The organism is Lysobacter sp. 2RAF19 (assembly GCF_052115395.1).
Lineage (GTDB): Bacteria > Pseudomonadota > Gammaproteobacteria > Xanthomonadales > Xanthomonadaceae > Noviluteimonas.
Genome location: NZ_JBFRGO010000004.1, coordinates 47,523 through 69,099, shown reverse-complemented (window position 1 = coordinate 69,099; position 21,577 = coordinate 47,523). Strand labels below are relative to the sequence as shown.

General features: G+C 67.1%; 20 protein-coding genes. 11 read left to right on the top strand and 9 right to left on the bottom strand.

Features of this window, described 5'->3' with window-relative positions; genetic code table 11:
• The first annotated feature begins 93 nt into the window (after positions 1-93).
• On the top strand, positions 94-1,056 hold the full coding sequence (locus AB4059_RS14340; protein ID WP_498979790.1) for a glycosyltransferase: 963 nt from the start codon (positions 94-96) through the stop codon (positions 1,054-1,056).
• 1 nt (position 1,057) lies between these two features.
• Here the strand turns inward: AB4059_RS14340 and AB4059_RS14335 are convergent, their stop codons facing one another.
• Positions 1,058-3,706 (bottom strand): glycosyltransferase, encoded by a 2,649-nt coding sequence (locus AB4059_RS14335; protein WP_498979788.1) that lies wholly within the window; start codon positions 3,704-3,706, stop codon positions 1,058-1,060.
• Positions 3,707-3,744: 38 nt separating this feature from the next.
• The gene (locus AB4059_RS14330; RefSeq protein WP_498979786.1) at positions 3,745-6,015 is read right to left on the bottom strand and encodes an NADP-dependent malic enzyme; all 2,271 of its coding nucleotides are present in this window, start codon (positions 6,013-6,015) and stop codon (positions 3,745-3,747) included.
• 105 nt (positions 6,016-6,120) lie between these two features.
• Here AB4059_RS14330 and AB4059_RS14325 point away from each other — a divergent pair, with 105 nt between their 5' ends.
• Entirely contained in the window at positions 6,121-7,467 is a 1,347-nt protein-coding gene (locus AB4059_RS14325; protein ID WP_498979785.1) for a hypothetical protein, read from the top strand.
• On the opposite strand, the gene AB4059_RS14320 is transcribed toward AB4059_RS14325, so the two are convergent.
• Together AB4059_RS14320 and rsgA are read right to left on the bottom strand one after the other, a co-directional pair.
• Complete coding sequence (locus tag AB4059_RS14320; RefSeq protein ID WP_498979784.1) at positions 7,468-8,733, bottom strand: flavohemoglobin expression-modulating QEGLA motif protein; 1,266 nt, start codon at positions 8,731-8,733, stop codon at positions 7,468-7,470. It abuts the gene before it with no gap.
• Positions 8,733-9,839 (bottom strand): ribosome small subunit-dependent GTPase A, encoded by a 1,107-nt coding sequence (gene rsgA / locus AB4059_RS14315; RefSeq protein ID WP_498979782.1) that lies wholly within the window; start codon positions 9,837-9,839, stop codon positions 8,733-8,735. Before rsgA ends, AB4059_RS14320 begins: the two co-directional genes overlap by 1 nt.
• A gap of 78 nt (positions 9,840-9,917) precedes the next feature.
• Between rsgA and AB4059_RS14310 the strand changes: the two genes are divergently transcribed.
• The 3 genes from AB4059_RS14310 to AB4059_RS14300 are packed head-to-tail and all read left to right on the top strand — an operon-like array spanning position 9,918 to position 12,471.
• Positions 9,918-11,174 (top strand): aminotransferase class I/II-fold pyridoxal phosphate-dependent enzyme, encoded by a 1,257-nt coding sequence (locus AB4059_RS14310; RefSeq protein WP_498979780.1) that lies wholly within the window; start codon positions 9,918-9,920, stop codon positions 11,172-11,174.
• Complete coding sequence (locus tag AB4059_RS14305; protein ID WP_498979778.1) at positions 11,174-11,788, top strand: SGNH/GDSL hydrolase family protein; 615 nt, start codon at positions 11,174-11,176, stop codon at positions 11,786-11,788. The genes AB4059_RS14310 and AB4059_RS14305 overlap by 1 nt, the downstream gene beginning before the upstream one ends.
• Before the next feature lie 11 nt (positions 11,789-11,799).
• Positions 11,800-12,471 carry a class I SAM-dependent methyltransferase gene (locus AB4059_RS14300; RefSeq protein WP_498980064.1) on the top strand — a complete coding sequence of 224 codons (672 nt, stop codon included), beginning with the start codon at positions 11,800-11,802 and terminating at the stop codon, positions 12,469-12,471.
• Here AB4059_RS14300 and AB4059_RS14295 read toward each other — a convergent pair.
• The gene (locus AB4059_RS14295) at positions 12,468-13,244 is read right to left on the bottom strand and encodes a polysaccharide deacetylase family protein (RefSeq protein WP_498979777.1); all 777 of its coding nucleotides are present in this window, start codon (positions 13,242-13,244) and stop codon (positions 12,468-12,470) included. The two genes, AB4059_RS14300 and AB4059_RS14295, sit on opposite strands and share 4 nt — an antisense overlap.
• Positions 13,245-13,305: 61 nt before the next feature.
• Between AB4059_RS14295 and grxD the strand changes: the two genes are divergently transcribed.
• Positions 13,306-14,229, top strand: coding sequence for a Grx4 family monothiol glutaredoxin (gene grxD, locus AB4059_RS14290; RefSeq protein ID WP_498979775.1), 924 nt, complete (start codon positions 13,306-13,308; stop codon positions 14,227-14,229).
• A gap of 1 nt (position 14,230) precedes the next feature.
• On the opposite strand, the gene AB4059_RS14285 is transcribed toward grxD, so the two are convergent.
• Together AB4059_RS14285 and AB4059_RS14280 are read right to left on the bottom strand one after the other, a co-directional pair.
• Complete coding sequence (locus AB4059_RS14285; protein ID WP_498979774.1) at positions 14,231-14,464, bottom strand: hypothetical protein; 234 nt, start codon at positions 14,462-14,464, stop codon at positions 14,231-14,233.
• Complete coding sequence (locus AB4059_RS14280) at positions 14,461-14,877, bottom strand: hypothetical protein (protein ID WP_498979773.1); 417 nt, start codon at positions 14,875-14,877, stop codon at positions 14,461-14,463. The genes AB4059_RS14285 and AB4059_RS14280 overlap by 4 nt, the downstream gene beginning before the upstream one ends.
• 130 nt (positions 14,878-15,007) lie before the next feature.
• On the opposite strand from AB4059_RS14280, the gene AB4059_RS14275 reads away from it, so the two are divergent.
• From AB4059_RS14275 to AB4059_RS14265, 3 genes are read left to right on the top strand one after another with little or no spacing between them, the layout of a single operon-like run.
• On the top strand, positions 15,008-16,033 hold the full coding sequence (locus AB4059_RS14275; RefSeq protein WP_498979772.1) for a radical SAM protein: 1,026 nt from the start codon (positions 15,008-15,010) through the stop codon (positions 16,031-16,033).
• The gene (locus AB4059_RS14270; RefSeq protein WP_498979771.1) at positions 16,030-16,998 is read left to right on the top strand and encodes a hypothetical protein; all 969 of its coding nucleotides are present in this window, start codon (positions 16,030-16,032) and stop codon (positions 16,996-16,998) included. The genes AB4059_RS14275 and AB4059_RS14270 overlap by 4 nt, the downstream gene beginning before the upstream one ends.
• On the top strand, positions 16,995-17,489 hold the full coding sequence (locus AB4059_RS14265) for a PH domain-containing protein (RefSeq protein WP_498979770.1): 495 nt from the start codon (positions 16,995-16,997) through the stop codon (positions 17,487-17,489). The genes AB4059_RS14270 and AB4059_RS14265 overlap by 4 nt, the downstream gene beginning before the upstream one ends.
• On the opposite strand, the gene AB4059_RS14260 is transcribed toward AB4059_RS14265, so the two are convergent.
• Positions 17,486-18,025, bottom strand: a complete 540-nt coding sequence (locus AB4059_RS14260; RefSeq protein ID WP_498979769.1) for a DUF924 family protein — start codon at positions 18,023-18,025, stop codon at positions 17,486-17,488. The genes AB4059_RS14265 and AB4059_RS14260 overlap by 4 nt on opposite strands.
• On the bottom strand, positions 18,022-18,798 hold the full coding sequence (locus tag AB4059_RS14255; protein ID WP_498962906.1) for an AMP nucleosidase: 777 nt from the start codon (positions 18,796-18,798) through the stop codon (positions 18,022-18,024). Before AB4059_RS14255 ends, AB4059_RS14260 begins: the two co-directional genes overlap by 4 nt.
• A gap of 127 nt (positions 18,799-18,925) precedes the next feature.
• Here AB4059_RS14255 and AB4059_RS14250 point away from each other — a divergent pair, with 127 nt between their 5' ends.
• Both AB4059_RS14250 and AB4059_RS14245 read left to right on the top strand, forming a co-directional pair.
• Entirely contained in the window at positions 18,926-20,281 is a 1,356-nt protein-coding gene (locus AB4059_RS14250) for an amidohydrolase (RefSeq protein WP_498980062.1), read from the top strand.
• Positions 20,278-21,558: an amidohydrolase family protein gene (locus AB4059_RS14245; RefSeq protein ID WP_498979768.1), complete on the top strand. Its 1,281-nt coding sequence runs from the start codon at positions 20,278-20,280 to the stop codon at positions 21,556-21,558. Before AB4059_RS14250 ends, AB4059_RS14245 begins: the two co-directional genes overlap by 4 nt.
• Positions 21,559-21,577: the final 19 nt, after the last annotated feature.

The following is a 21,577-nucleotide window of genomic DNA, read 5'->3' as shown; positions in this document are numbered from 1 at the left end:
ATGTCGCCAGGAAGCGCATCGTCAGCCCGCCGCCGACCGGAGCCCAGGCTGCTCGCGGTCGAAACGGCACCGCTTGCATCGCATTTGCCGCGCGTGTCGGTCGCGCTGTGCGTCTACAACGGCGAGCGGTGGTTGCCGGCGCAGCTGGACTCGCTGCTCGCGCAACAGGACGTCGCGCTGGAGATCATCGTCGTCGACGATTGCTCGACCGATCGCTCGCGCGAAATCCTGCGCTGGTACGCACGCCGCGATGCGCGCATCCAGTTGCATGAGAACAAGACGAACATGGGCCACCTGCGCTCGTTCGAAAAATGCATGGCGATGTGCACCTCGCCGTTGATCGCGCCGTGCGACCAGGACGACATCTGGCATCCGCGCAAGCTGTCGATCCTCGCCGATGCGATCGGCGATGCCGACATGGCGTATTGCGATTCGGCCTACATCGACGAAGGCGGCCGCCCACTCAACCGCCGCATCTCCGATGATCTGGGGGCGATGCACGCGGGGCAAGATGCCTTGCGTTACGCGTTCCAGAACACGGCCTCGGGCCACGCGATGCTGGTGCGGCGTCACGTCTTCGACAAGGCGCGTCCCTTCCCCGAAAAGCTCTATCACGACTGGTGGCTCGCGCTTTGTGCAGCGAGCGGCAATGGCGTGGCTTACGTCGACCAACCGCTCGTGCAGTTCCGCCGGCACGACGATGCGGCTTCGCCGCTGGGCAAGGATGCGTCGGGCAAGCTGCGGCCCACGCCCGTGGGCGCGCCTTCGCGCAACCGCAAGTGGCTCGAACAGTTGTCCTACATGATGGCCGCGATCGGCGACACCAACTGGGCCGTCGCCACGCAGGCGCGCGACTGGCACAAGGCGCTGCGCACGGGCCTGGACAACGATTTCCGTGGGCTGCTGAAACTCACGTGGCGCGACCGCGCCTCCGTGCCGCCGTGGAACGGTGGCTTCTCCTGGCTGCGCGCCGTGCGCTTCTACGCACGCTTCCGTCGCAAGGCCAATCGCGCGCGCAACGAACCCAAGCTCACGACCTCGCTGTTCGGCGGTTGATTCAGCGCGGCGGGTGCGCGTACCAGTAGCGCCTGGACTTGTTGCCCAAGTTGGGGTTGTAGGCCGGATCCTGCATCTTCGACAGTGCGAACGCCGCTTCGAGCTTGCGGTTGTCGGCGTCGTTCGCGTCGAAGGCCTTGCCCGGCGAGGCCACGCGCATCCGCAGCGACGGCACCCAGGTGTGGCGAAGGCCGGTGCGCCCGATGCGCAGCGTGAGGTCGAGCATCGCGCCGGTCAGCGTCGAATACGTCTCGTCCAACCCGCCCGCGTCGTTGAACACCTTGCGCGGCACGGCGACCAGTCCGTGCATCAGCGCCGTGAGGTTCTGCGGCAGCTTCGCGCGGCCGACATACCCGTCGCCATCCGCGCGCGCACCGCCATCCATCGCCGACCACACGCCATCGACGTTGATCAGCACGCCGTTGCCGATGACGTGGCGTTGCGCATCGAACAACTTGCCGCCGATCGCGCCGCCGTTCGGACGCGCGGCCCAGGTCACTGCGCGCAGCAGCCACGTGTCGTCTTCGGGCACGCAACGGCCGTCGATGAAGACGAGGATGTCGCCGGCGTCCTCGCGCACGGCGGCGTTGAGCGCAGCCGGCGTGGACGCCGCGACGCGGATGTCGAGCGTCGGATAGCCGGTGCGTTGCACGGCTTGTCGACACGCGGCCAACAGGTTCGCATCGCCCGGATCGGCGATCACGACGCTCACCTTCGGCAAGGGCGACGGCGGCGTGTAATCGATGTCGTAGTACCCGGTCGGATGCGGATGCACCTGGCCTGAGAGGCCATTGCGCGCGAGGTGTTCGAGGATCGCGCGGCGGCCAGCTTCGAGTGCGTACGGCTTCACCGCATTGCCCGCGGAGGTGCTCGCTTCGTGGATGCGCCAGTGATACAGCACCTGCGGGACATGCACGATCTGCGTCGGCGCGAGGCGATCCACGCAGCGCAGCATCAGGTCGTAGTCTTGCGCGCCTTCGTAACCGACACGGAAGCCGCCGACCTCGCGCAGCAGCGCGGTGCGGTACGCGCCGAAGTGCGACACCATGTTGTAGGCGCGCGCCAGGTCGGGGTTCCAGTCGGGTTTGAAGAAGGCTTCGCGACGGCGGTTGGCGTCGTCGATCTTGTCTTCGTCCGAATAGATCAGCCCGGCGTCGGGATGCGCGGCGACCGCTTCGGCGACGCAGAGCAGCGCGTGTTCCGGAAGCAGGTCGTCGTGGTCCAGGAGCGTCACCCACGGCGCGGTCACGATCTCCAGGCCGGAATTCGACGCGGCCGAAATGTGCCCGTTGACGGTGCGATGCACGACGCGGATGCGCTTGTCGCGCGCTGCGTAGGTATCGAGCGTCGCGACGACTTCGGGATCGGTCGACAGATCGTCGGCGATGCACAGTTCCCAGTGCGGCCAGGCTTGCGCGAGCACCGAGTCGATCGCCTCGGCGAGCCACGCCGGCGACGGGTTGTAGACCGGCATCACGATGGCGATGGACATCGGCGGCAAGCGCTTGGCGCGTTCGACGAGTGCGGCGCGATTGCTGTCGTCGATCGTGTCGAACTGCGCGACCCACTGCGTGTAATCGGTGCCTTCGCCGCGGCGATCGGCGTTGCGGATGCGGCGTTGGTCCAGGCGGCGCCGGTTCCAGGTCTTGAAGTGTCCGCCTGCGCGTTCGGCGATCGCACCCTGCCCGAAGGTGCTGCGCGGCAGCACCAGCTTCACCGCGCGCTCCAGGCTCTTGCGACGCAAGCCCGGATGCATCAGGCCACGCCAGAGCGGCGCCAGCCAGCGATGCCGCGGCTGGTCGAGGACCGCTTCGCGCATGTCCGCTTCCAGCGCGTACATCTCGGCCAATTGCAGGCCCGTGGCGCGCTTGTCTTCGGGAAGGTCGGGGCGTGCGGCCACGCACTTGCGCTGGTCGGCGGCGATCTCGCGATACATCGCGAGCACGCGGCGATTGCGGCGCTCGTAGGTCGCCGCATCGTTGGCGCTGCGATCGAACACCCAATCGCCGAGGTTCGCATCGTGCCGGCGATAGCCGATCAGGGATTGCTGCACGCAGAAGCAACGCCCCGCGAGGACCGCGCGCAGGGTAAGCATGTTGTCTTCGACCATGCCTTCCATCGGCGGGAAGTCGGTCAGCAAGGTGCGGCGGATCGCCATCGAAGCACCGAGCACCGCGGCGAGCTTGCCTCTTCGCAGGAGCCATCGCTGGTCGACTTCGAACGGCGTGCCGCGCACCGCCACTTCGATCTGCTTGCCGCGCGCGTCGATGTCGTCCACGAGCGAGCCGACGATCTGCGCATCGGGGTACGCGGTGAAGGTCGAGAGCAGCCGATGCACGCGCTGCGGATACGAGACATCGTCGCCGGCCTGGAAGACGAGCACCTCGCCGGTTGCGATGCTCGCGAGCTCGGTCAGGTGCGCGCACAGGCCGAGGTTGCGCGGCGTGCTGCGCACGGTCACGCGATGCGGCCCGCTGTAACCCTCGAGCGCCTTGTGCGCAGCCGCAAGCGTGCCGTCGGGCGAGCAATCGTCGGAGACGATGATCTCGCACGGGATCGTCTGCGCCAGCGCGGAGCGGATCGCCTCGGCGATCATCGCCTCCATCTTGTAGGCGATGACGAGGATCGTCGCGGTCGGGAAATCGGCCATCGAAGGGTGCGTCCTGCGGTCTTGCCCGGGCGGCCGGTTCAGCGCGCCTTGCGGATCTGCGATTCCACGGCGGCGATGGCCGTCATGTTGACCACGCGACGCGGCGTGCTGGCGGGCGTGAGGATGTGCGCCGGCTGGTCGATGCCCATCAGGATCGGGCCGATCGCCACGCCGTCGGTCATCACGCGCACCATGTTGTAGGTGATGTTCGCCGAATCCAGGTTCGGCATCACGTACAGGTTGGCGCGGCCCTTGAGCGTGGTGTTGGGCATGATGCGCAGGCGCAGGTCTTCGTCCCACGCGGTGTCGCCCATCATTTCGCCGTCGACTTCCAGCTTGGGCACGCGCGCCTTCAGGATCTCGCGCACCTGGCGCATCTTGCGCGCGCTGGCGTCGTCGTGGCTGCCGAAGTTCGAATGCGAAAGCAGCGCGACCTTCGGTTCGATGCCGAACAACTTCAGGCGGAAGCTCGCCTGCAGCGTGCTCTCGGCGATCTGCTCGGCCGTGGGATCCAACTGCACGTGCGTATCGAGGAAGAACCACACGCCCTGCTCGTTGATCACGCCCGTCATCGCCGAAGTGCTGGTCACGCCGGGATCCAGGTCGAACACGCTGCGCAGGTAGCCCAGCTTCTTGTGGTAACGGCCGACCAGGCCGCAGATCATCGCGTCGGCTTCGCCGCGCTCGACCATCAGCGCGCCGATCAGCGTCGGGCGCGAACGCATCAGGTTCTTCGCCGCCGCCGGCGTGACGCCGCGACGTTCGGTCAGCGCGTGGTACTGGTGCCAGTAATCGTTGAAGCGCGGGTCGTCGTTGATGTTGGTCAGTTCGAAATCGACGCCGGGGCGCATGCGCAGGCCGAGGCGATCGATGCGGGTTTCGATGACGTCGGGGCGGCCGATCAGGATCGGCGTGGCCATGCCTTCATCGATCACCGTCTGCACGGCGCGCAGCACCGTTTCTTCTTCGCCTTCGGCATACACCACGCGCTGCTTGTCGCTGCGCGCGCGGTCGTACACCGGCTTCATCAGCAGGCCGGTGCGGTAGATGAACTGGCCGAGCTTTTCTTCGTAGGCGGCGAAGTCGAGGATCGGGCGCGTGGCCATGCCCGAATCCATCGCGGCCTTCGCCACGGCGGGTGCGAGCATCACCAGCAGGCGCGGATCGAACGGGCGCGGGATGATGTACTCGGGCCCGAAGCACGGCACGTCGCCCCCATAGGCGGCGGCGAGGTCGGAGGCTTCGCGGCGCGCGAGCGCGGCGATGGCGCGCACGCACGCCAGCTTCATCGCTTCGTTGATCTCCGTGGCGCCCACGTCGAGCGCGCCGCGGAAGATGTAGGGGAAGCACAGCGCGTTGTTGACCTGGTTCGGATAGTCCGAACGGCCCGTGGCGATGATCGCGTCGGGGCGCACGCGCTTGGCCTCTTCGGGCAGGATTTCCGGGTTCGGGTTGGCGAGCGCCAGGATGATCGGGCGCTTCGCCATCGTGGCGACCATCTCCGCCTTGAGGATGCCGCCGGCCGACAGGCCGAGGAAAATGTCGGCGCCCTCGAGGATGTCGGCGAGCGTGCGCTTGTCGGTGTCGCGCGCGTAGCGCTGCTTGTCCGGGTCCATGTGGCCGCGGCCGGTGTACAGCACGCCTTCGCGGTCGAAGGCCAGGATGTTCTCCGGTTTCATGCCCAGCGCGACCAGCATGTCCAGGCACGCGATGCCCGCGGCGCCCGCGCCGGCGGTGGCGAGCTTCACGTCGGAAATCTTCTTGCCGACGATTTCCAGCGCGTTGAGCACGGCGGCGCCGACGATGATCGCGGTGCCGTGCTGGTCGTCGTGGAAGACCGGGATGTTCATCCGCTCGCGCAACTTGCGCTCGACGATGAAGCACTCCGGCGCCTTGATGTCTTCCAGGTTGATGCCGCCGAAGGTCGGTTCCAGCGAGGCGATGATGTCGACCAGCTTGTCGGGGTCGCGCTCGTCGATCTCGATGTCGAACACGTCGATGCCCGCGAACTTCTGGAACAGCACGCCCTTGCCTTCCATCACCGGCTTGCCGGCGAGCGGGCCGATGTCGCCCAGGCCCAGCACGGCGGTGCCGTTGGTGATCACCGCGACCAGGTTGCCGCGCGCGGTCATGGCGCTGGCGGCGTTGGGATCTTCGACGATCGCCTCACAGGCGTAGGCCACGCCGGGCGAATAGGCCAGCGAGAGGTCGCGCTGGGTCACCATCGGCTTGGTCGGGACGACCTTGATCTTCCCGCGCGGCTCCATGCGGTGATAGTCGAGCGCGGATTGCTTGAGATCGTCGGACATGCTGGCCGTGGCGCGGGGTGGGGTCGTCGATTCTACCCACCGCGCAGGTCGGTGGTCGCCGCGCGGTGCTTAGAATGCAGCCTGTCTTCACGGAAACCTCGTTCGATGGCCGTCGCGTCCCTGTCCCGGCGCTGGTCCGCGCTGCTGGCCACGCCGGCGCCGTGGGCCATCGCGCTCGCGGTGTTCGTGCTCCAGGCGCCGCTGGCGCTCAATCCCGGCTATTACAGCCACGACGAGCTCCAGTGGGCGTTCTTCGCGACCCATCTGGACCATTGGGTCGACTGGTTCGACGTCGGGACCTTCCAGTACCGCCCCCTGACCTTCAACCTGTGGATGGCGCTGTCGCGTGCGTTGTTCGAGACGCCGCAGGCCTTCCACGCGGTCCTGGTCGCCTGGGGCGCGGGGAATTGCGCGCTGCTGTATGCGATCGGGCGGCGCGCGGGGATCGATGCGCCCGCGTGCGCGGTGGCGGTGCTGGTTTTCGCGCTGAGTCCGTATGCCGTCGTCGCGCACGGGTGGGTGGGAACGATCGCGGACCTGGCGTGGCTGACCTGCGGCCTGTCGATCGCGTGGTTCGGCCTGCGTGCGCGATCGATCGTGGCGATCGCGCTCGTTGCCGCGCTGGCCACGGGCGTGGCCCTGCTCGCGAAGGAAGCGGCGCTGTCGATCCCGCTGGTCGCCACGGTCGCGTGGGTATTCACGCGCGAAAAGCGCTGGGGCGCGGCGGCATTAGGCGCATGGGCCGCGGCCGCGGCCTACCTGGCGGTCCGCCTGCCGATCCTGCTCGACACGACCGACAAACCCGCGCTCTACGCCGCCAACGTGACGAATGTCGCGGTGCGCTGGGTCGAATATCAGTTGTTCTCGCCGATGGTCCGCGTGATCGAAGAACAATCGACGCTCGACCAGTCGAGCTTCAAATACCAGCTGATGGCCGCGGTGTTGTGGTGCGCATGGATCGCGGCGATGTGGCGCGGCAGCCGGCGGTTGACGGCCTTCGCGATCGTCGCCGGCGGCGCGGCGCTCGGCCCGGTGTTGCTGCTCGGTGCGTCGGCGAACCACTACGCCTACGGCTTCGCCACCGTGTATGCCCTGTGCGGCGCGGCCGCGTGGGCGCGTACCGCGCGCTGGGGGCGCATGGCGCTCGGCACGATGGCCCTGATGACCGTGCTGCACGGCGTGGTGGTGATGGGCGTGATGCTCGAGGTGGGCCGCGTGCAGTCGGTGTTTTCGCCGGCGCTGTCCGAGGTGTTGCGCACGCGCGCGGTCGATGCGCCGCCCGTGCGCCTGCGGCCCGCTTCGGATGCGAAGGGCTGGATGTTCCAGCGCCTGACGCACGAAATCCCCGAATATCGCGGCGTGCGCATCGGGGATCGCGTGCGCGTGGTCGGCGCTTCGGAACCGGCCGATTACATCATCGCCCACGACGGCCGGCTCGTGCCGGCCCACTGATCACTGCAGTTCGAACAAGCCTTCCGACGCCATCACCTGGTCGAGCCGGATGCGGTTGGCGAACAGCGAGAAAGCGAGCATGCCGGCGAGCCCGTTCGCGCGCGAGACCCACTGCGGCAACCACCGCGGCGCCATCAGCGCACCGCAATCGAACATCGGCTCGAAGCGCTGCACGTCGGCGAGCGTCATCTTTCCGGCGAACAACATGCGGCACAGGCGCAGCTTGCGATTGCGCAGCGCCCAACGGAAGAAGGTGTGCACGCCGATGAGCCCGCGCACGTACACGGTGTCTTTCGTGAAGGCGTAGCCGCCGCTGGTCGGCACGCCGCGGAACACGCGCTGGGCGGAGACGAAACTTTCCAGCGGCGGGTTGTCCGCATCGAGGAAGAAGCGGAACACTTCGATGAAATCCGCGCCTTCCAGCGCGCGCGCGACCGCCTCGATGCGCAGGCTGATGCGCTTCATGCGCTCGATGTCGATGCTGCCGGTGATCTGTTCGGCGAAGGTCGCCAGGCCTTCCTGCGTGGCCGTGGTGCGCGGCGAGGAAAGCGACAGGCTCTGCAGTTGCGGCTGCTCGCGGCCGTTGAGCGCGGTGAGCGAATGCACGAAGGCTTCGTGTTCGAGCAACTGGTGGCGGTCGTAGTCGCTGAAGGCGGCGCTGGACCGCAGCCGGATGCGCGTGGCGCCGGCCGCGGCCTTGGCGATGAGTTCGGGGTCCAGCACGACTTCGATCAGGCGCGCGTTGAAGAAGTCGTCCAGCGACGCCTGTAACTGCAACTGCAGCGCCGTCGCGGAAATCTGCACCTGTTCTTCGGGCGCGAGCAGTTCCTTGTCGAGTTCGTTCGCGATGTCGATGAAATGGTGCGCGGCCTCGCGCGTGGTCGGGCCACCACCCGGCAGGGGTTCGTCGGGGCGGCCGAACAAACGGATCGAATGGCGGGTGACTTCGGGCGTGCCGAGGTTTTCCAGCAACTCGCAGGCGATGCCCCAGCTGCGCGCCGAATCGCAGACGTAATGACCGAGCGGATGGTCGGGGTCGGCCGCCTTTTCGATATCGGCGAGCTCGCGGCGCGCCTCGGTGTAGTCGAACTTCTGGTATTCGTGCCTGGGCAGCGTGTATTCGCCGCGGTTGTAACACTCCATGAAGCGCGCCTGCTCGCTCGCCGCCCAGCTCACCGAGTTCAGCAGGCGGATGCCGCGCGCGGCCTTCACCATGCGTGCGTCCAACGCAGCGTGATAGAGGATGTCGTCGGCAAGCTCGGCCATCAGTGGCGTCCGTATTTGTCGTCGATGCGTTTGTACAAGGCCTTGTTCTGCACCTTGTCGTTCGCCTTCTGGTTCAGGCGCGTGGCGAGCTGGTTCGCCGCACCGGCGACCTCGCCGCGCAGCTTGAGGAAATTGGCGAAGCGCGCAGGATCCAGCGTGCCGGCTTCGATCGCCGCGCGCACTGCGCAGCCCGGTTCCTTCGCATGTTGGCAATCGCGGAACCGGCACTGTTCGGCCAGCGCTTCGATGTCGCCGAAGTTTTCCGCGACATCCTCTTCGCCCGTCGGCTTGAGTTCGCGCATGCCCGGCGTGTCGATCATGCACGCGCCCGACGGCAGCGGGATCAAGGCGCGATGCGTGGTGGTATGGCGGCCGCGCGAGTCGCTTTCGCGGACTTCGCCGGTCTTCATCTTCTCCACGCCCAACAGCGTGTTGGTGACCGTGGACTTGCCCGCGCCGGAGGAACCGACGAGCACGATGCTCTGCCCCGCGCCCAGCCAGGGCATCAGCGCGGCGACGCTGTCGGGATCCTTGGCATTCACGGGCACGACCTGCACGCCCTGCAGGACGCCTTCGAGCGCAGCGCGTGCATCGTCGATCGCGTTCGCGTCTTCGGCCAGCGCCTTGTCGGCCTTGGTGAGCACGACGACGGGCACCACGCCGCTGCCGCCGATGAGCACGAGGTAACGTTCGATGCGCCGCGGATTGAAGTCCGCGTCGAGCCCGCACACGACGAACACCGTATCGATGTTGGCCGCGATCAATTGCTGCTTGTAATGCTCGCCCGCCGCGCCGCGCTTGATCGCCGTGTGGCGCGGCAGCAGCGCGACGATGCGCTTGCCTTCCAGCAACACCCAATCCCCGACGGCCGCGCGGTCTTCCGGGGCGATGCCGCCCTTGCGATAGCTGGAGGCGCGCTGCCACTCGGGTGGGGACTCGGCCTTGAAGCCGGTGTCCGGGCCTTCGGCGACCACATACCCGGTGCGGTGCTGCTCGGTCACGCGCGCCGGGCGCGCCTGCGGATGCGCTGCAAACGTTTCCCGCCAGGCCGCGTCTTCCACCTGCGCGGCATAAGGCCAGCCGATGGCGCGCAGGGCGGGGGTCACGGGCGGGTGTGGGTCGTCATCGCACGGATTCTAGCGCTCCCGGTGCTGGTAGGCTTGCGTGCCTCCACGTTTTCCCGAATGCCGCCGATGTCCCTGCGCCTGAAGACCCGCGAACGCCTGTCCGAAGTCCGATACGAGATCCGCGGTGAGCTGGCGCGACGCGCCCGCGAACTGGAGGCCCAGGGCCGCACGCTGGTGAAACTCAATATCGGCAACCCGGGCGCCTTCGGGTTCCGCGCGCCCGAACACCTCCAGCGTGCGATCGCCGACGGGATCGCGCAGACCGATCCCTATACGCACCAACAGGGCCTACCCGCCGCGCGCGAGGCGATCGCGCAGTTCCATCGCCAGCGCGGCACGCCCAATGCCTCGCCCGAGCGCGTGTTCGTCGGCAACGGCGTGAGCGAACTGATCGACCTGAGCCTGCGCGCGCTGCTCAATCCCGGCGATGAAGTGCTGCTGCCCTCGCCCGACTATCCGCTGTGGTCGGCGGCGACGATCCTCAACGATGGCCGGCCGGTCTATTACCGATGCCTCCCGGAGAACGGCTTCCTGCCCGACCCGGAAGAGATCGCGAAGCTCGTTTCGCCGCGCACCCGCGCGATCGTGCTGATCAATCCGAACAACCCGACCGGCGCGAGCTATCCGCGCGAACTGCTCGAACGCATCGTCGCCATCGCCGCCAAGCATCAGCTGTTGTTGATGTCCGACGAGATCTACGACGAGATCCTCTACGACGAGGCGACCTTCCAGCCGCTCGCACCGCTTGCCGGCGACCTGCCCTGCCTGTCGTTCGGCGGCTTGTCGAAGGTGCATCGCGCCTGCGGATGGCGCGTGGGCTGGGCGGTGCTCAGCGGCGATCCGCTCGCCAGCGGCGACTTCCACCACGCGATGGACCTGCTCGGTGCGCTGCGCCTGTGCGCGAACGTGCCGGGGCAATTCGCGATCGAGCACGCTTTGCACGGCGTGGACACGATCCACGCGCTCACCGCGCCCGGTGGGCGTTTGCATGCCACGCGCCAGGCGCTGATCGAATGTTGCGAAGCGAGCGAGCACCTTTCGCTGGTCGCGCCGCAAGGTGCGCTCTACGGATTCCCCGCCGTCGTGGGCGATGCGGCGCAAGGGTTCGACGACCACGCCTTCGCGCTGGAAATGCTGGAACGCGAAGATGTCCTGATCGTGCCCGGCTCGAGTTTCAACGTGCCCTTCCGCAATCATTTCCGCGTGACGCTGTTGCCCGAAGCGCCGGTGTTGCGCGAGGTGTTCGCGCGCATCGAGCGCGTCCTGTCCCGGCGCGCCGAAAGCGCAGGCGCCCAGCGCAGCGCGGTGGCCTGATGCGCAAGCTCGCCGGCATGCGGTACCTCGCGCTCGGCGACAGCTACACGATCGGCGAAGGCGTCGATCCCGCCCTGCGCTGGCCGGTCCAGCTTGCGCGCGCGCTGCGCGAGGAAAAGATCGGCCTGCGCGATCCGCGCATCATCGCGACCACCGGCTGGACCACCGACGAACTCAACGCGGCGATCGACGCCGCCGAACCGCTCGGCCATTGGGACCTGGTCTCGCTGCTCATCGGCGTGAACAACCAGTATCGCGGGCGCACGGTGGTGGACTACCGCAGCGAATTCCGCGCGTTGCTGGCGCGCGCGATCGGCTTCGCGAACGGCCGCGCCGACCGCGTGCTGGTGGTGAGCATTCCCGATTGGGGCGTCACGCCCTTCGCGAAAACCGAAGCGCGCGAACGCGTGAACGTCTCCGAAGAGATCGACGCATTCAATGCCGCCGCGCGTGAGATCGCGCAGGCGCACGGCGTCGCGTACGTCGACATCACCCCGGCGAGCCGCGCGAACGCCACGCAGGTCGCCGAAGATGGCCTGCACCCCGACGGCGCGATGTATACGACGTGGACGCAACTCGCGCTCCCCGTCGCACGCAAGCTGCTCGCGCAATGAACGACGCGGCGCTGCCGGCGGCGGACGCGCTGCGCATCGCACGGGCTTTCCTGCCGGATCGTTGGTACGGCAATCGTTCGCTGTACTACTACTCGCGCGTGAAGTTGCGGACCGATCCCTTGTATCCGGGCGTGATCGATGCGCTGCGTGGTACGTCGGCGCCGGTGCTCGACCTGGGCTGCGGCATCGGCCTGCTTGCGCATGCGTTGCGCACCAACGGACTGTCGATGCCCTACCGCGGCGTGGACATCGATGCGCCGAAGATCGCACAGGCCAAGCGCGGCGCAGCGCGCGCGGGTTTGCAGGACGCTGTGTTCGATGTCGTCGACCTCGCCGATGGCATGCCTGCGCACACCGGCAGCGTCGCGGTGCTCGACGTGCTGCAGTTCGTTCCGGCGCAGGCGCAGGGCGCGATTGTCGAAAGCGCCATCGCGTGCCTTGCGCCCGGCGGGAAACTCGTGATCCGCACCGGGCTGGACGATGGCAGCGTGCGTGCACGCACGACGCGGCGCGTGGATGTGTTCTCGCGCATCGTGCATTGGATGCCGTCGGCGCCCCGGTCCTACCCGGAAGCCGATGATCTGCGTGCGCGGTTCGAGCGCGCCGGCCTGCGTGCGACGTTCACGCCGCTCTACGGCAACACGCCCTTCAACAATTGGCGCATCGTCGCGGCGCGCGACTAGCGCGGAAGCACGGCGCGATAACCGCGCGCCTGCAGGCGTTCGAGTACCGCGCGCAGGGTTTCGACATTGCGCCCGTGTTTCGCGCCTTCATGCAGCAAGACGATCGCGCCCGGTGAAAGCTGGCCTTCGATGCGATCGGCGACGCGCTCGGGATCGGAGGCGAAGGCGTCGTAACCGCGCGCACTCCACGCCACGCGCGTCATGCCCTGCGCCTTCAACACCGCGGCGACGAAGGGATTGGCCATGCCGACCACCGCGCGGAACCACTGCGGCGTGGTGCCGGTGAGTTCGCGCAAGGTGGCTTGCGTGCGTTCGATTTCTTCGCGCATGCGCGTGGGCGGCAGCGCCCAGAACCAGGCCTGCGGGTGCGTCGCGCTGTGGTTGCCGATGCCATGGCCGCGTCGCGCGATTTCGCGCACGAGCTCCGGCTGCGCGCGGGCGCGATCGCCGACCAGGAAGAAGGTGGCCTTCGCATCGAAGGCATCGAGCACGTCGAGCACCGCGAGGGTGTCCGGCGAGGGGCCATCGTCGATCGTCAGCCAGGCGACGGGCGCGTCGGTCGGCAGGCGCCGCAACACGGGGCTGAACAGGGCCGAGTCCGGCACCATCGTCGCCCACCAGAAGGGGGCATGCGAGGCGATCATCGCCGGCAGCCCCACCTGCCAGCCGAAACGCCACCACAGCCACGCGACCAGCGCCTGCGACGCCACCAGGCACCACGCCCAGACGTGCGGGCGGCGCGGGACGCGGCGGGGAGCGACGAGATCGGTCATGGGGAGCATCTTGCCCCAAGGATTACAATGGCGGCTCCCCCCAGCAGTTCCGGAACGCCCCATGTCCCTCGACCCCGCCCTCCGCTCGCGCATCGACACGTTGCTCGCGGACAACCGCATCGTCCTGTTCATGAAGGGACAGCCGCAGGCGCCGCAATGCGGCTTCTCGGCGAAGGCCGTGGGCGCGCTCAATTCCCTGGGCATCGACTACAAGCACGTCGACGTCCTGGCCGATCCCGAAATCCGCGACGCCATCAAGCTCTACGGCGACTGGCCGACGATCCCGCAGCTCTACATCGGCGGCGAGCTGGTCGGCGGCAGCGACATCATCGAGCAGATGGCGAACTCCGGCGAATTGCACGGCGCGCTGGGCCTGCCGCCGCCGGATCGCACGCCGCCGACCATCCACATCGGGCAAGCGGCCATCGAGATGCTGCGCACCGCGATCACCGATGCCGGCGGCGACGTCGTCGTCCGCATGGACATCGATCCGCAATACCGCACGCGCCTGCACCTGGCGCAGCCTGATCCGAATGCGATCACTTCGACCGTCGAAGGCATCCGCGTGGAATTCGACCTGGCCGGCGCACGCCGCGCGCAGGGCCTGCGCATCGATTGGGCCGACGACGCCCGCGGCCGCGGCCTGGTCATCGAGAATCCGAACGCGCCGCCGGCCGTGAAATCGATGACGCCGGCCGAAGCCATCGAACGCCGCAACGCCGGCACGCTGCGCGTCGTCGACGTGCGTCCGTCCGAAGAGCGCGCGATCGCGGCGATCGGCGGCGAGGTGTTGAATCTCGATGCGGGCCTGGAAGCCATCGACGCGCTGCCGAAAGACACCGCGCTCGCCTTCCTGTGCCATCACGGCAATCGCAGCGCGCAGGCGGCGGAGCATTTCCGTCAGCAGGGATTCCGCGAGGTCTACAACATCGCCGGCGGCATCGATGCGTGGGCGGACGTGGAAGCGGGCGTCGCGAAGTACTGAGTCAGCGCGAGGCCAGCAGCGCGCGCACGCCGCGCAGGAACGCGACGACGCCGAGGACCGCGAACATCGCATGCAGCACGACGCGCCCGCGGAAGGGCGCGGCCGTGCCGTTGGCCTGCATGAATTCGGCGATCTGCCAGAACCCCCAGCCCGCCATCGCGACACCGATGAGCAGCAGCCCGATGCCGACGCGTGCGCCGGGCTTGGGCCGATGCTTGTATTCGCCAATCGTCATTTGGTGAACGAGACTTCGAAGGAGATGTAGAACGGCGCCGTCTGCGGCACGTAGAACATCTGGCGCGAGAGCTTGTCGTCCATGCACTTGGCCAGGCCGGTCTCCGCATTGCGCCAGTGGTTGGTCACCCGGCCCTGCGCATCGAGTTCGAGGACGACGACGAAGGACTTCGGCGACTCCTCCGTGCGGCACGAATCGGCGGCGCGATCGAGCACGCCCGATTGCGAACGGCGCAGCATGCCCGCGGAGAGTTTCGACATCGCGGCTTCGTCGCGATCGGCGAGCGCCTTGGCGGCGTCGTAATCGAGTTTCGCGACGGCGACGGGCATCGCGGTCGTGGTGGGCGCGGCGATCGTGGTGGATGCGGTGGGGGTGGTCGCCGTGGCGGCGAGGAGCAGCAGGGTCGTGATCATGCGGCGATGCTACGGCATCGGCGGGATTCGAACCCTATCTGGTGCCTGAATCTTCTGCGAGATGGCGGCTGCCATTGATCGGCGTCTTGCCGAGGGGTGACAACGAAGCACGTCGGCAAGGAGCCATGTCGTGGCATTCACCATTTCGCCAGCCAGCTTGACCATTCTGTGCACTTATCGCTGCACCGCGGCGTGTGAGCAGTGTTGCTTTGAATCCAGTCCGCATCTGCGCGGGCAGCTCGATGGGGACATCATCAGGAAACGCATTTCGGAGGCTGCTGAGGCATTTCCGCGCCTGCGGATTGTCGTCTTCAGTGGCGGCGAGCCTCTCTTGCTGAAGGAGGCGCTCATCGAATCCGTTTCGCACTGCACCTCGCTCGGCCTGCAAACAAGGATCGTGAGCAATGGCTCCTGGGCGAAGCGCCTGGCGCGGGCACGCGACACGTGCAGACGCCTTGCCGAAGCTGGATTGACCGAACTCAACCTGAGTACCGGCCGCGATCATCAACAATGGGTTGGCCATGAGGCAGTGGTCAACGCGGCTGAAGCTGCGGTCGACGCAGGCGTACGCGTGCTTGTCACGGTCGAGACGGACACTGACGACAGCCAGTGCGTATCAGCGCTCAGGTCCGATCCACGAATCGTGAAGCTGGCATCCGGCTCCGACTTCGGAATCCAGGCGAATTTCTGGATGCCGTTCCACGCCGGCGCGCCATCTCGTCATCAAGCGCCGGACTTCGCGGCGCTTCGAAAGGGATGTTCGCAGGTCTTCAACAACATCGTGATAACGCCGGCCGACGAGGTCTCGGCCTGCTGCGGCCTGACCTTCGAGCACATCCCGGAGATGAAGCTTGGGCGGTGTTCGGAAGGTGGCCTCGCTGCGCGTTATCGCATGCAGGAAGAGGACTTCCTCAAGTACTGGCTCAAGGTCGATGGACCTTATTCCATCATCGAACGACTGCTGCCTGACTTGGCGCCCCAGTTGCTCGAGGGCGTTGTTCATCAGTGCCAGGCCTGCGTGATCCTGCATCAGCGAGACGACCTTCGCGCACTGCTGACGCAGCGCTATCCGGAGTTCGTCCCCGAAGTGATGACCCGCCATGCAATGGCAGCGGCGCTCGATACCTATGGCAGCGCCACCAAGGAGTCTCGATGAAGCGGCGATCCTTCATTCAAGCGGCACTGTTGTCGATTCCGGCGACGCAGGCGGCCGCGACCGACCGACTGTTCGGTACGCCAGGCAGCGTGGCCATCGCGAATAAGCGAAGCTTGCGTTTTGCGCTACCGCTTGAACGCTCTGGCGTGCCGAGGCAGTTCTGGGCGCAGTTGGATGCGATCGCGACGTCCATCCATGACGCCATGCGCTCGGCCACCCAAGGGCGCGCCCTTTCCGAAGATCCTGCGAACTACCTTCGAAGTCGCGGGCTCGACACTTCGGATAGAACCCTCTCGGACGAGTCGGTTCGCCTCGCAGTTGCCTTGTCCGATCCACATATCAAGCACGCAATCGCAATCGGCGACTACACTAATCTGTTCAATCTGCTCGAAGCCGCGGGGATGCTCAATCGTCCAGCGCCCTCGATCCTGCAGAAGCGCGTCGAAACGATCCTCTCGGACAATGCCGCAGAGTTGCGGCAGCACCTCGACCGTCGTCGCACTGCGCAGGACATCGGCCTGCTCGGGATGCTCAACGACGGATCGGCCGCGGCTACCATCGACGACTTGTCCGCGACGCGCGAGTTCCTTTCGCGCGGCATCTATGACCCAACTCGGATGGCTGTGGTGATTTCCATCGTTGCAGCCGTCGTGACGGCCGTGGTGGCGGTCATGGTTGCCGTCATCGTCGCCATCCCGGTCGTCGCTTATGGCGTCGCAGCCGCGGCCCGGATCGCACGCCTCGATCCAATACTGATGGACAACTATCAACGTCTGTCCCACGTCGGCACCATTATCGGTGATCAGCGTTTGACCGAGCACGCGCTTCGAGAGGTGATTCGCGCGGAGGCCGTCGCAGTCGTCGACGCGATGCGTGCAATGCGCCTGATGTCGATTCCGGACTCGGCCAGGGACGAGGCAATCGATGTGCTCGCGTTGTACGCATGGAAGGCGGCGGGCGCATGACTGAAACGGCTCGATTCCGCGTTCCCGCGTTCAACCGCGCCTCGCTCACGACGCTCGTCGTTGTGTTTGCATCGATCTACGGTGTCAGCGCAGCGATGCTCGAAGGATCCGCCCGCAATGGCGCGCTCATGGTCACTACCGCGCTCTTGGCGACGATCCTTGTCCATATGGCGTGGTCCGCGGTCTCGCTGGAGGCCGACGCCCTTCGCGTAGGCGCAGGCCTCTTCCGAAAACGCATTCTCTACTCGGAGGTCATTAACGTCGCTGCGGAGCAGCGCCCTCGACTGGGATGGCGCCTCAACGGAATCGGGTTTCCAGGATTTGCGTTGGGCTGGTTTGCAGGGTCGGGCGGCCGGCGCTTGTTCGTGGCAGCGGGGAACGGTCAAATACCGGCTTTGCGCGTATCGCTGCGCGGTTCATTCGACCTCGTCGTATCGGTCAAACATCCAGTCGAATTGGAGCGCGCCCTGCGTTCCCGCGCCATGCACTAACCGAAACCCCCACCCGCATCGAGCCACGCTTGTTCAGCCGCCGTGCTCTCGCGCCCGAGGACGCGGTTGCGATGCGGGAAGCGCCCGAACTGCGCGATGACGTCGGCGTGCTTCTTCGCCCATCCGCCCTGGTCGCCGTTGGGCATCGCCGCATACAGCGCTGCCGCGCGCGCCTGGTCGGCCGGGTCCTCGGAGTGTTCGAAGGGCAGGTAGACGAAGACGCGCAGCGCCGGCTCGATGTGTTGGTCGAAGCCCGCGTCGATCGCATGCCGCGCGATGCTGCGCGCCAGGGGGTCGGTCGCGTACTGGTGCGCGGTGCCGCGGAAGATGTTGCGCGGAATCTGGTCGAGCAGGATCAGCAGCGCGAGCGTGCCCTCCGCCGTCTCCCGCCAGGCATCGAGCCTGCGTTCGGCGGCCATGAAATGCAGCTCGTGGAAACGCGCGTCGCATTCGCTGTCGAATTCCGGGCCGCCGCCGAACCACTTCTCCTGTCCGGCCTCGCGCCAGAAATCGACGATGTATTTCGGATCGGTCATTCGTCGAACCTCAGGTGCTTGACGCTCTTGCCATGGCGGCGGATCAGCCGCAGCGCTTCGATGCCGATCTGGATGTGGCGCTCGACGAATTCGGCGCTGACGCGCGCGTCCGAGGCTTCGGTCTTCACGCCTTCGGGCACCATCGGTTGGTCGCTCACCAGCAGCAATGCGCCGCTGGGGATGCGATTGGCGAAGCCCGCGGCGAACACCGTCGCCGTTTCCATGTCGATCGCCATGCAGCGCATCACGCGCAGGCGCTCCTTGAAGGCCTCGTCGTGTTCCCACACGCGGCGGTTGGTGGTGTACACCGTGCCGGTCCAGTAGTCGTGGCCCAGGTCGCGGATCATCGTCGACACCGCGCGTTGCAGCGCGAAGGCCGGCAGCGCGGGGACTTCGGGCAGCAGGTAATCGTCGGACGTGCCTTCGCCGCGGATCGCGGCGATGGGCAGCACGAGGTCGCCGAGTTGGTTCTTGCGCTTGAGCCCGCCGCACTTGCCCAGGAACAACACGGCCTTGGGCATGATCGCCGAGAGCAGGTCCATCATCGTCGCGGCATTGGGGCTGCCCATGCCGAAGTTGATCATGGTGATCCCGTCGGCCGTCGCACTGGGCATCGGGCGGTCGAGCCCGACGACCTGCGCGCCCGTGAGCCGCGCGAAATGTCCGAGATAACCGCCGAAATTGGTGAGCAGGATGGTCTCGCCGAACTGGTCCAGCGGCACGCCGGTGTAACGCGGCAGCCAGTTCTCGACGATCTGGGGCTTGTCCTTCATGGGTTGGATTATGACCAAAGACACGGTGGCGCTCGAACATGCCACCGGCTAGCGTTCGTGGCTTGCGCCGCCAAGGGGATCGACCGTGTTGCTCAAGCCCATCGTTGCCGTCATCGCGACGGTCCTCATCGCCGGCTGCGCAAGCAGCGGAGCGACGAAGTCCGACGCACCCGCCTCCGCGTCCGCCAAGCCCAGCTGGCTCGACGATCCGTACCCGAGCACCTACCAGCGCGTGCCCTCGCCGCCGGTGCTCATCACCGGCGCGACCGTGCTCACCGGCACCGGCACGCGCCTGGAAGATGCCGACGTGCTGCTGCAGGACGGCAAGGTCGTCGCCGTCGGCACCGGCCTGCAGGCGCCCGCGGGCGCGACGCGCGTGGATGCGCACGGCAAGTGGGTCACGCCGGGCATCATCGACATCCACTCGCACCTGGGCGTGTATCCGAGCCCCGGCGTGAGCGCGCACAGCGACGGCAACGAGGCGACCGCCCCGGTCACGCCCAACGTGTGGGCCGAGCATTCGATCTGGCCGCAGGATCCGGGCTTCCTCACCGCGCTCGCCGGCGGCATCACGAGCCTGCAGGTGTTGCCGGGTTCGGCCAACCTCATCGGTGGCCGCGGCGCCACCCTGAAGAACGTGCCGTCCACGACCTACCAGGCGATGAAATTCCCCGGCGCACCGTGGGGGCTGAAGATGGCCTGCGGCGAAAACCCCAAGCGCGTGTACGGCCAGAAGGGTGGCCCCTCCACGCGCATGGCCAACGTCGCCGGTTACCGCGCCGCCTTCATCGAAGCGGCCGACTACATGAAGAAGCAGAAGGACGCGAAGGAAGGCCCCGGCAAGCGCGACCTGAAGAACGACACGCTCGCCGGCGCCATCAACGGCGACATCCGCGTGCACATCCACTGCTATCGCGCCGATGAAATGGCGACGATGCTGGACCTGGCGAAGGAATTCGGCTTCAAGATCTCCGCCTTCCACCACGGCGTGGAGGCTTACAAGATCGCCGACAAACTCGCCGCGGCGGGCACTTGCGGCGCGCTGTGGGCCGACTGGTGGGGCTTCAAGATGGAAGCCTTCGACGGCATCCAGGAAAACATCGCGCTCGTCGACCGCGTGCCCAATGGTTGCGCGATCGTGCATTCCGACAGCGAGGAAGGCATCCAGCGCCTCAACCAGGAAGCGGCGAAGGTGATCGCCAACGCGCATCGTGTCGGCATCGACGTCACGCCCGAACACGCGATCCGCTGGCTCACGCAGAATCCGGCGAAGGCGATGGGCATCGACGGCATGACCGGCACGCTCGAGCCGGGGAAGATGGGCGACGTGGTCGTTTGGAACGGCAATCCGTTCACCGTCTATGCGCACGCCGAACAGGTCTACATCGACGGCGCGCGTTTGTACGACCGCAATGATCCTTCGAGGCAACCCAAGTCGGACTTCATGCTCGGACAAGACGACTCGCGCGGAGGTGTGCAATGAACCGCGCCCTCGTGAAGACGCTCGCCATCGCCTGCGCACTCGCCTTGTCGGGCGGCGCGATGGCGCAGGACCTGCTCGTGCACAACGCGAAGGTGCATACGGCGACCGCGCGCGGCACGCTCGAACACGCCGACGTGCTCGTTCGCAACGGTCGCATCGCCGCGGTGGGCACCAACCTGCAGGCGGGCAACGCAACGGTCGTCGAAGCCAACGGTCGCGCACTGACGCCGGCCTTGTTCGGCGGCATCACCGACATCGGCCTGGAAGAAGTCAGCGGCGAAAGCACCACCGTCGACAGCCAGCAATCGCTCGGTGAGGAAAAGGATCCGGCGGTGCGGCCGGAGTTCGACGTCACCCTCGCCTACAACCCCGAGTCGGTGTTGCTGCCGGTCGCGCGCGTGGAAGGCATCGGTTGGACGATGCTCGCGGCGGGCTCGACGACCGGCGGCTCGATCGTCGGCGGCCAGGGCGGCGTGGTGCGCCTGGATGGCAGCCTCGATCCCGTCGGCCCGAAGGCCTTGTTCCTTTCGCTCGGTTCGGCGGCCTCCAATCTCACCGGCAGTTCGCGCGCCGCGCAGTGGATGATCCTCGACCAGCTCGTCGCCGAAGCGCGCGGGCGCATGTCGGCCGATTCGAAGTTCGCGATGCTCACGCCGATGGGGCGCGCGGCGTTCGCGAAGTTCCTGGATCGTCGCGGCCTGATCGTCGTCAACGTCAATCGCGCGGTCGACATCGTGCAACTGCTGCGCTGGAGCAAGCGCAACAACGTGCGCGTGGCCGTGACCGGTGGCGCGGAAGCGTGGAAGGTCGCCGATCAACTCGCGGCCGCGAAGGTGCCGGTGTTCGTCGACACGCTGGCCGATTTGCCGGCGGATTTCGACCAACTGGGCGCGACGCTCGAAAATGCCGCGCGCCTTCACAAGGCGGGCGTGGAAGTCGCGATCCAGAGCGCGGGTTCGCATCACGCGCGCAAGGTGCGGCAGATGGCGGGCAACGCGGTCGCCAACGGCTTGCCGTGGGAAGACGGGTTGGCGGCGCTGACGCGCGTGCCGGCGGAAGCTTTCGGCGTCGATGGCGATTTCGGCACGATCGCGGTGGGCAAGCGCGCCGACCTGGTGTTGTGGAGCGGCGATCCGCTGGATGTCACCTCCCTCGCCGACGCGGTGTGGCTGGACGGCCGTGCGCAGCCGATGCGTTCGCGCCAGACCGAATTGCGCGACCGCTACCTGCACTCGCCCACCGGCTTGCCCCGCGCGTATCCTGCCGGCTCCGAGTAAAGGCGCCGGGGAGGATCCG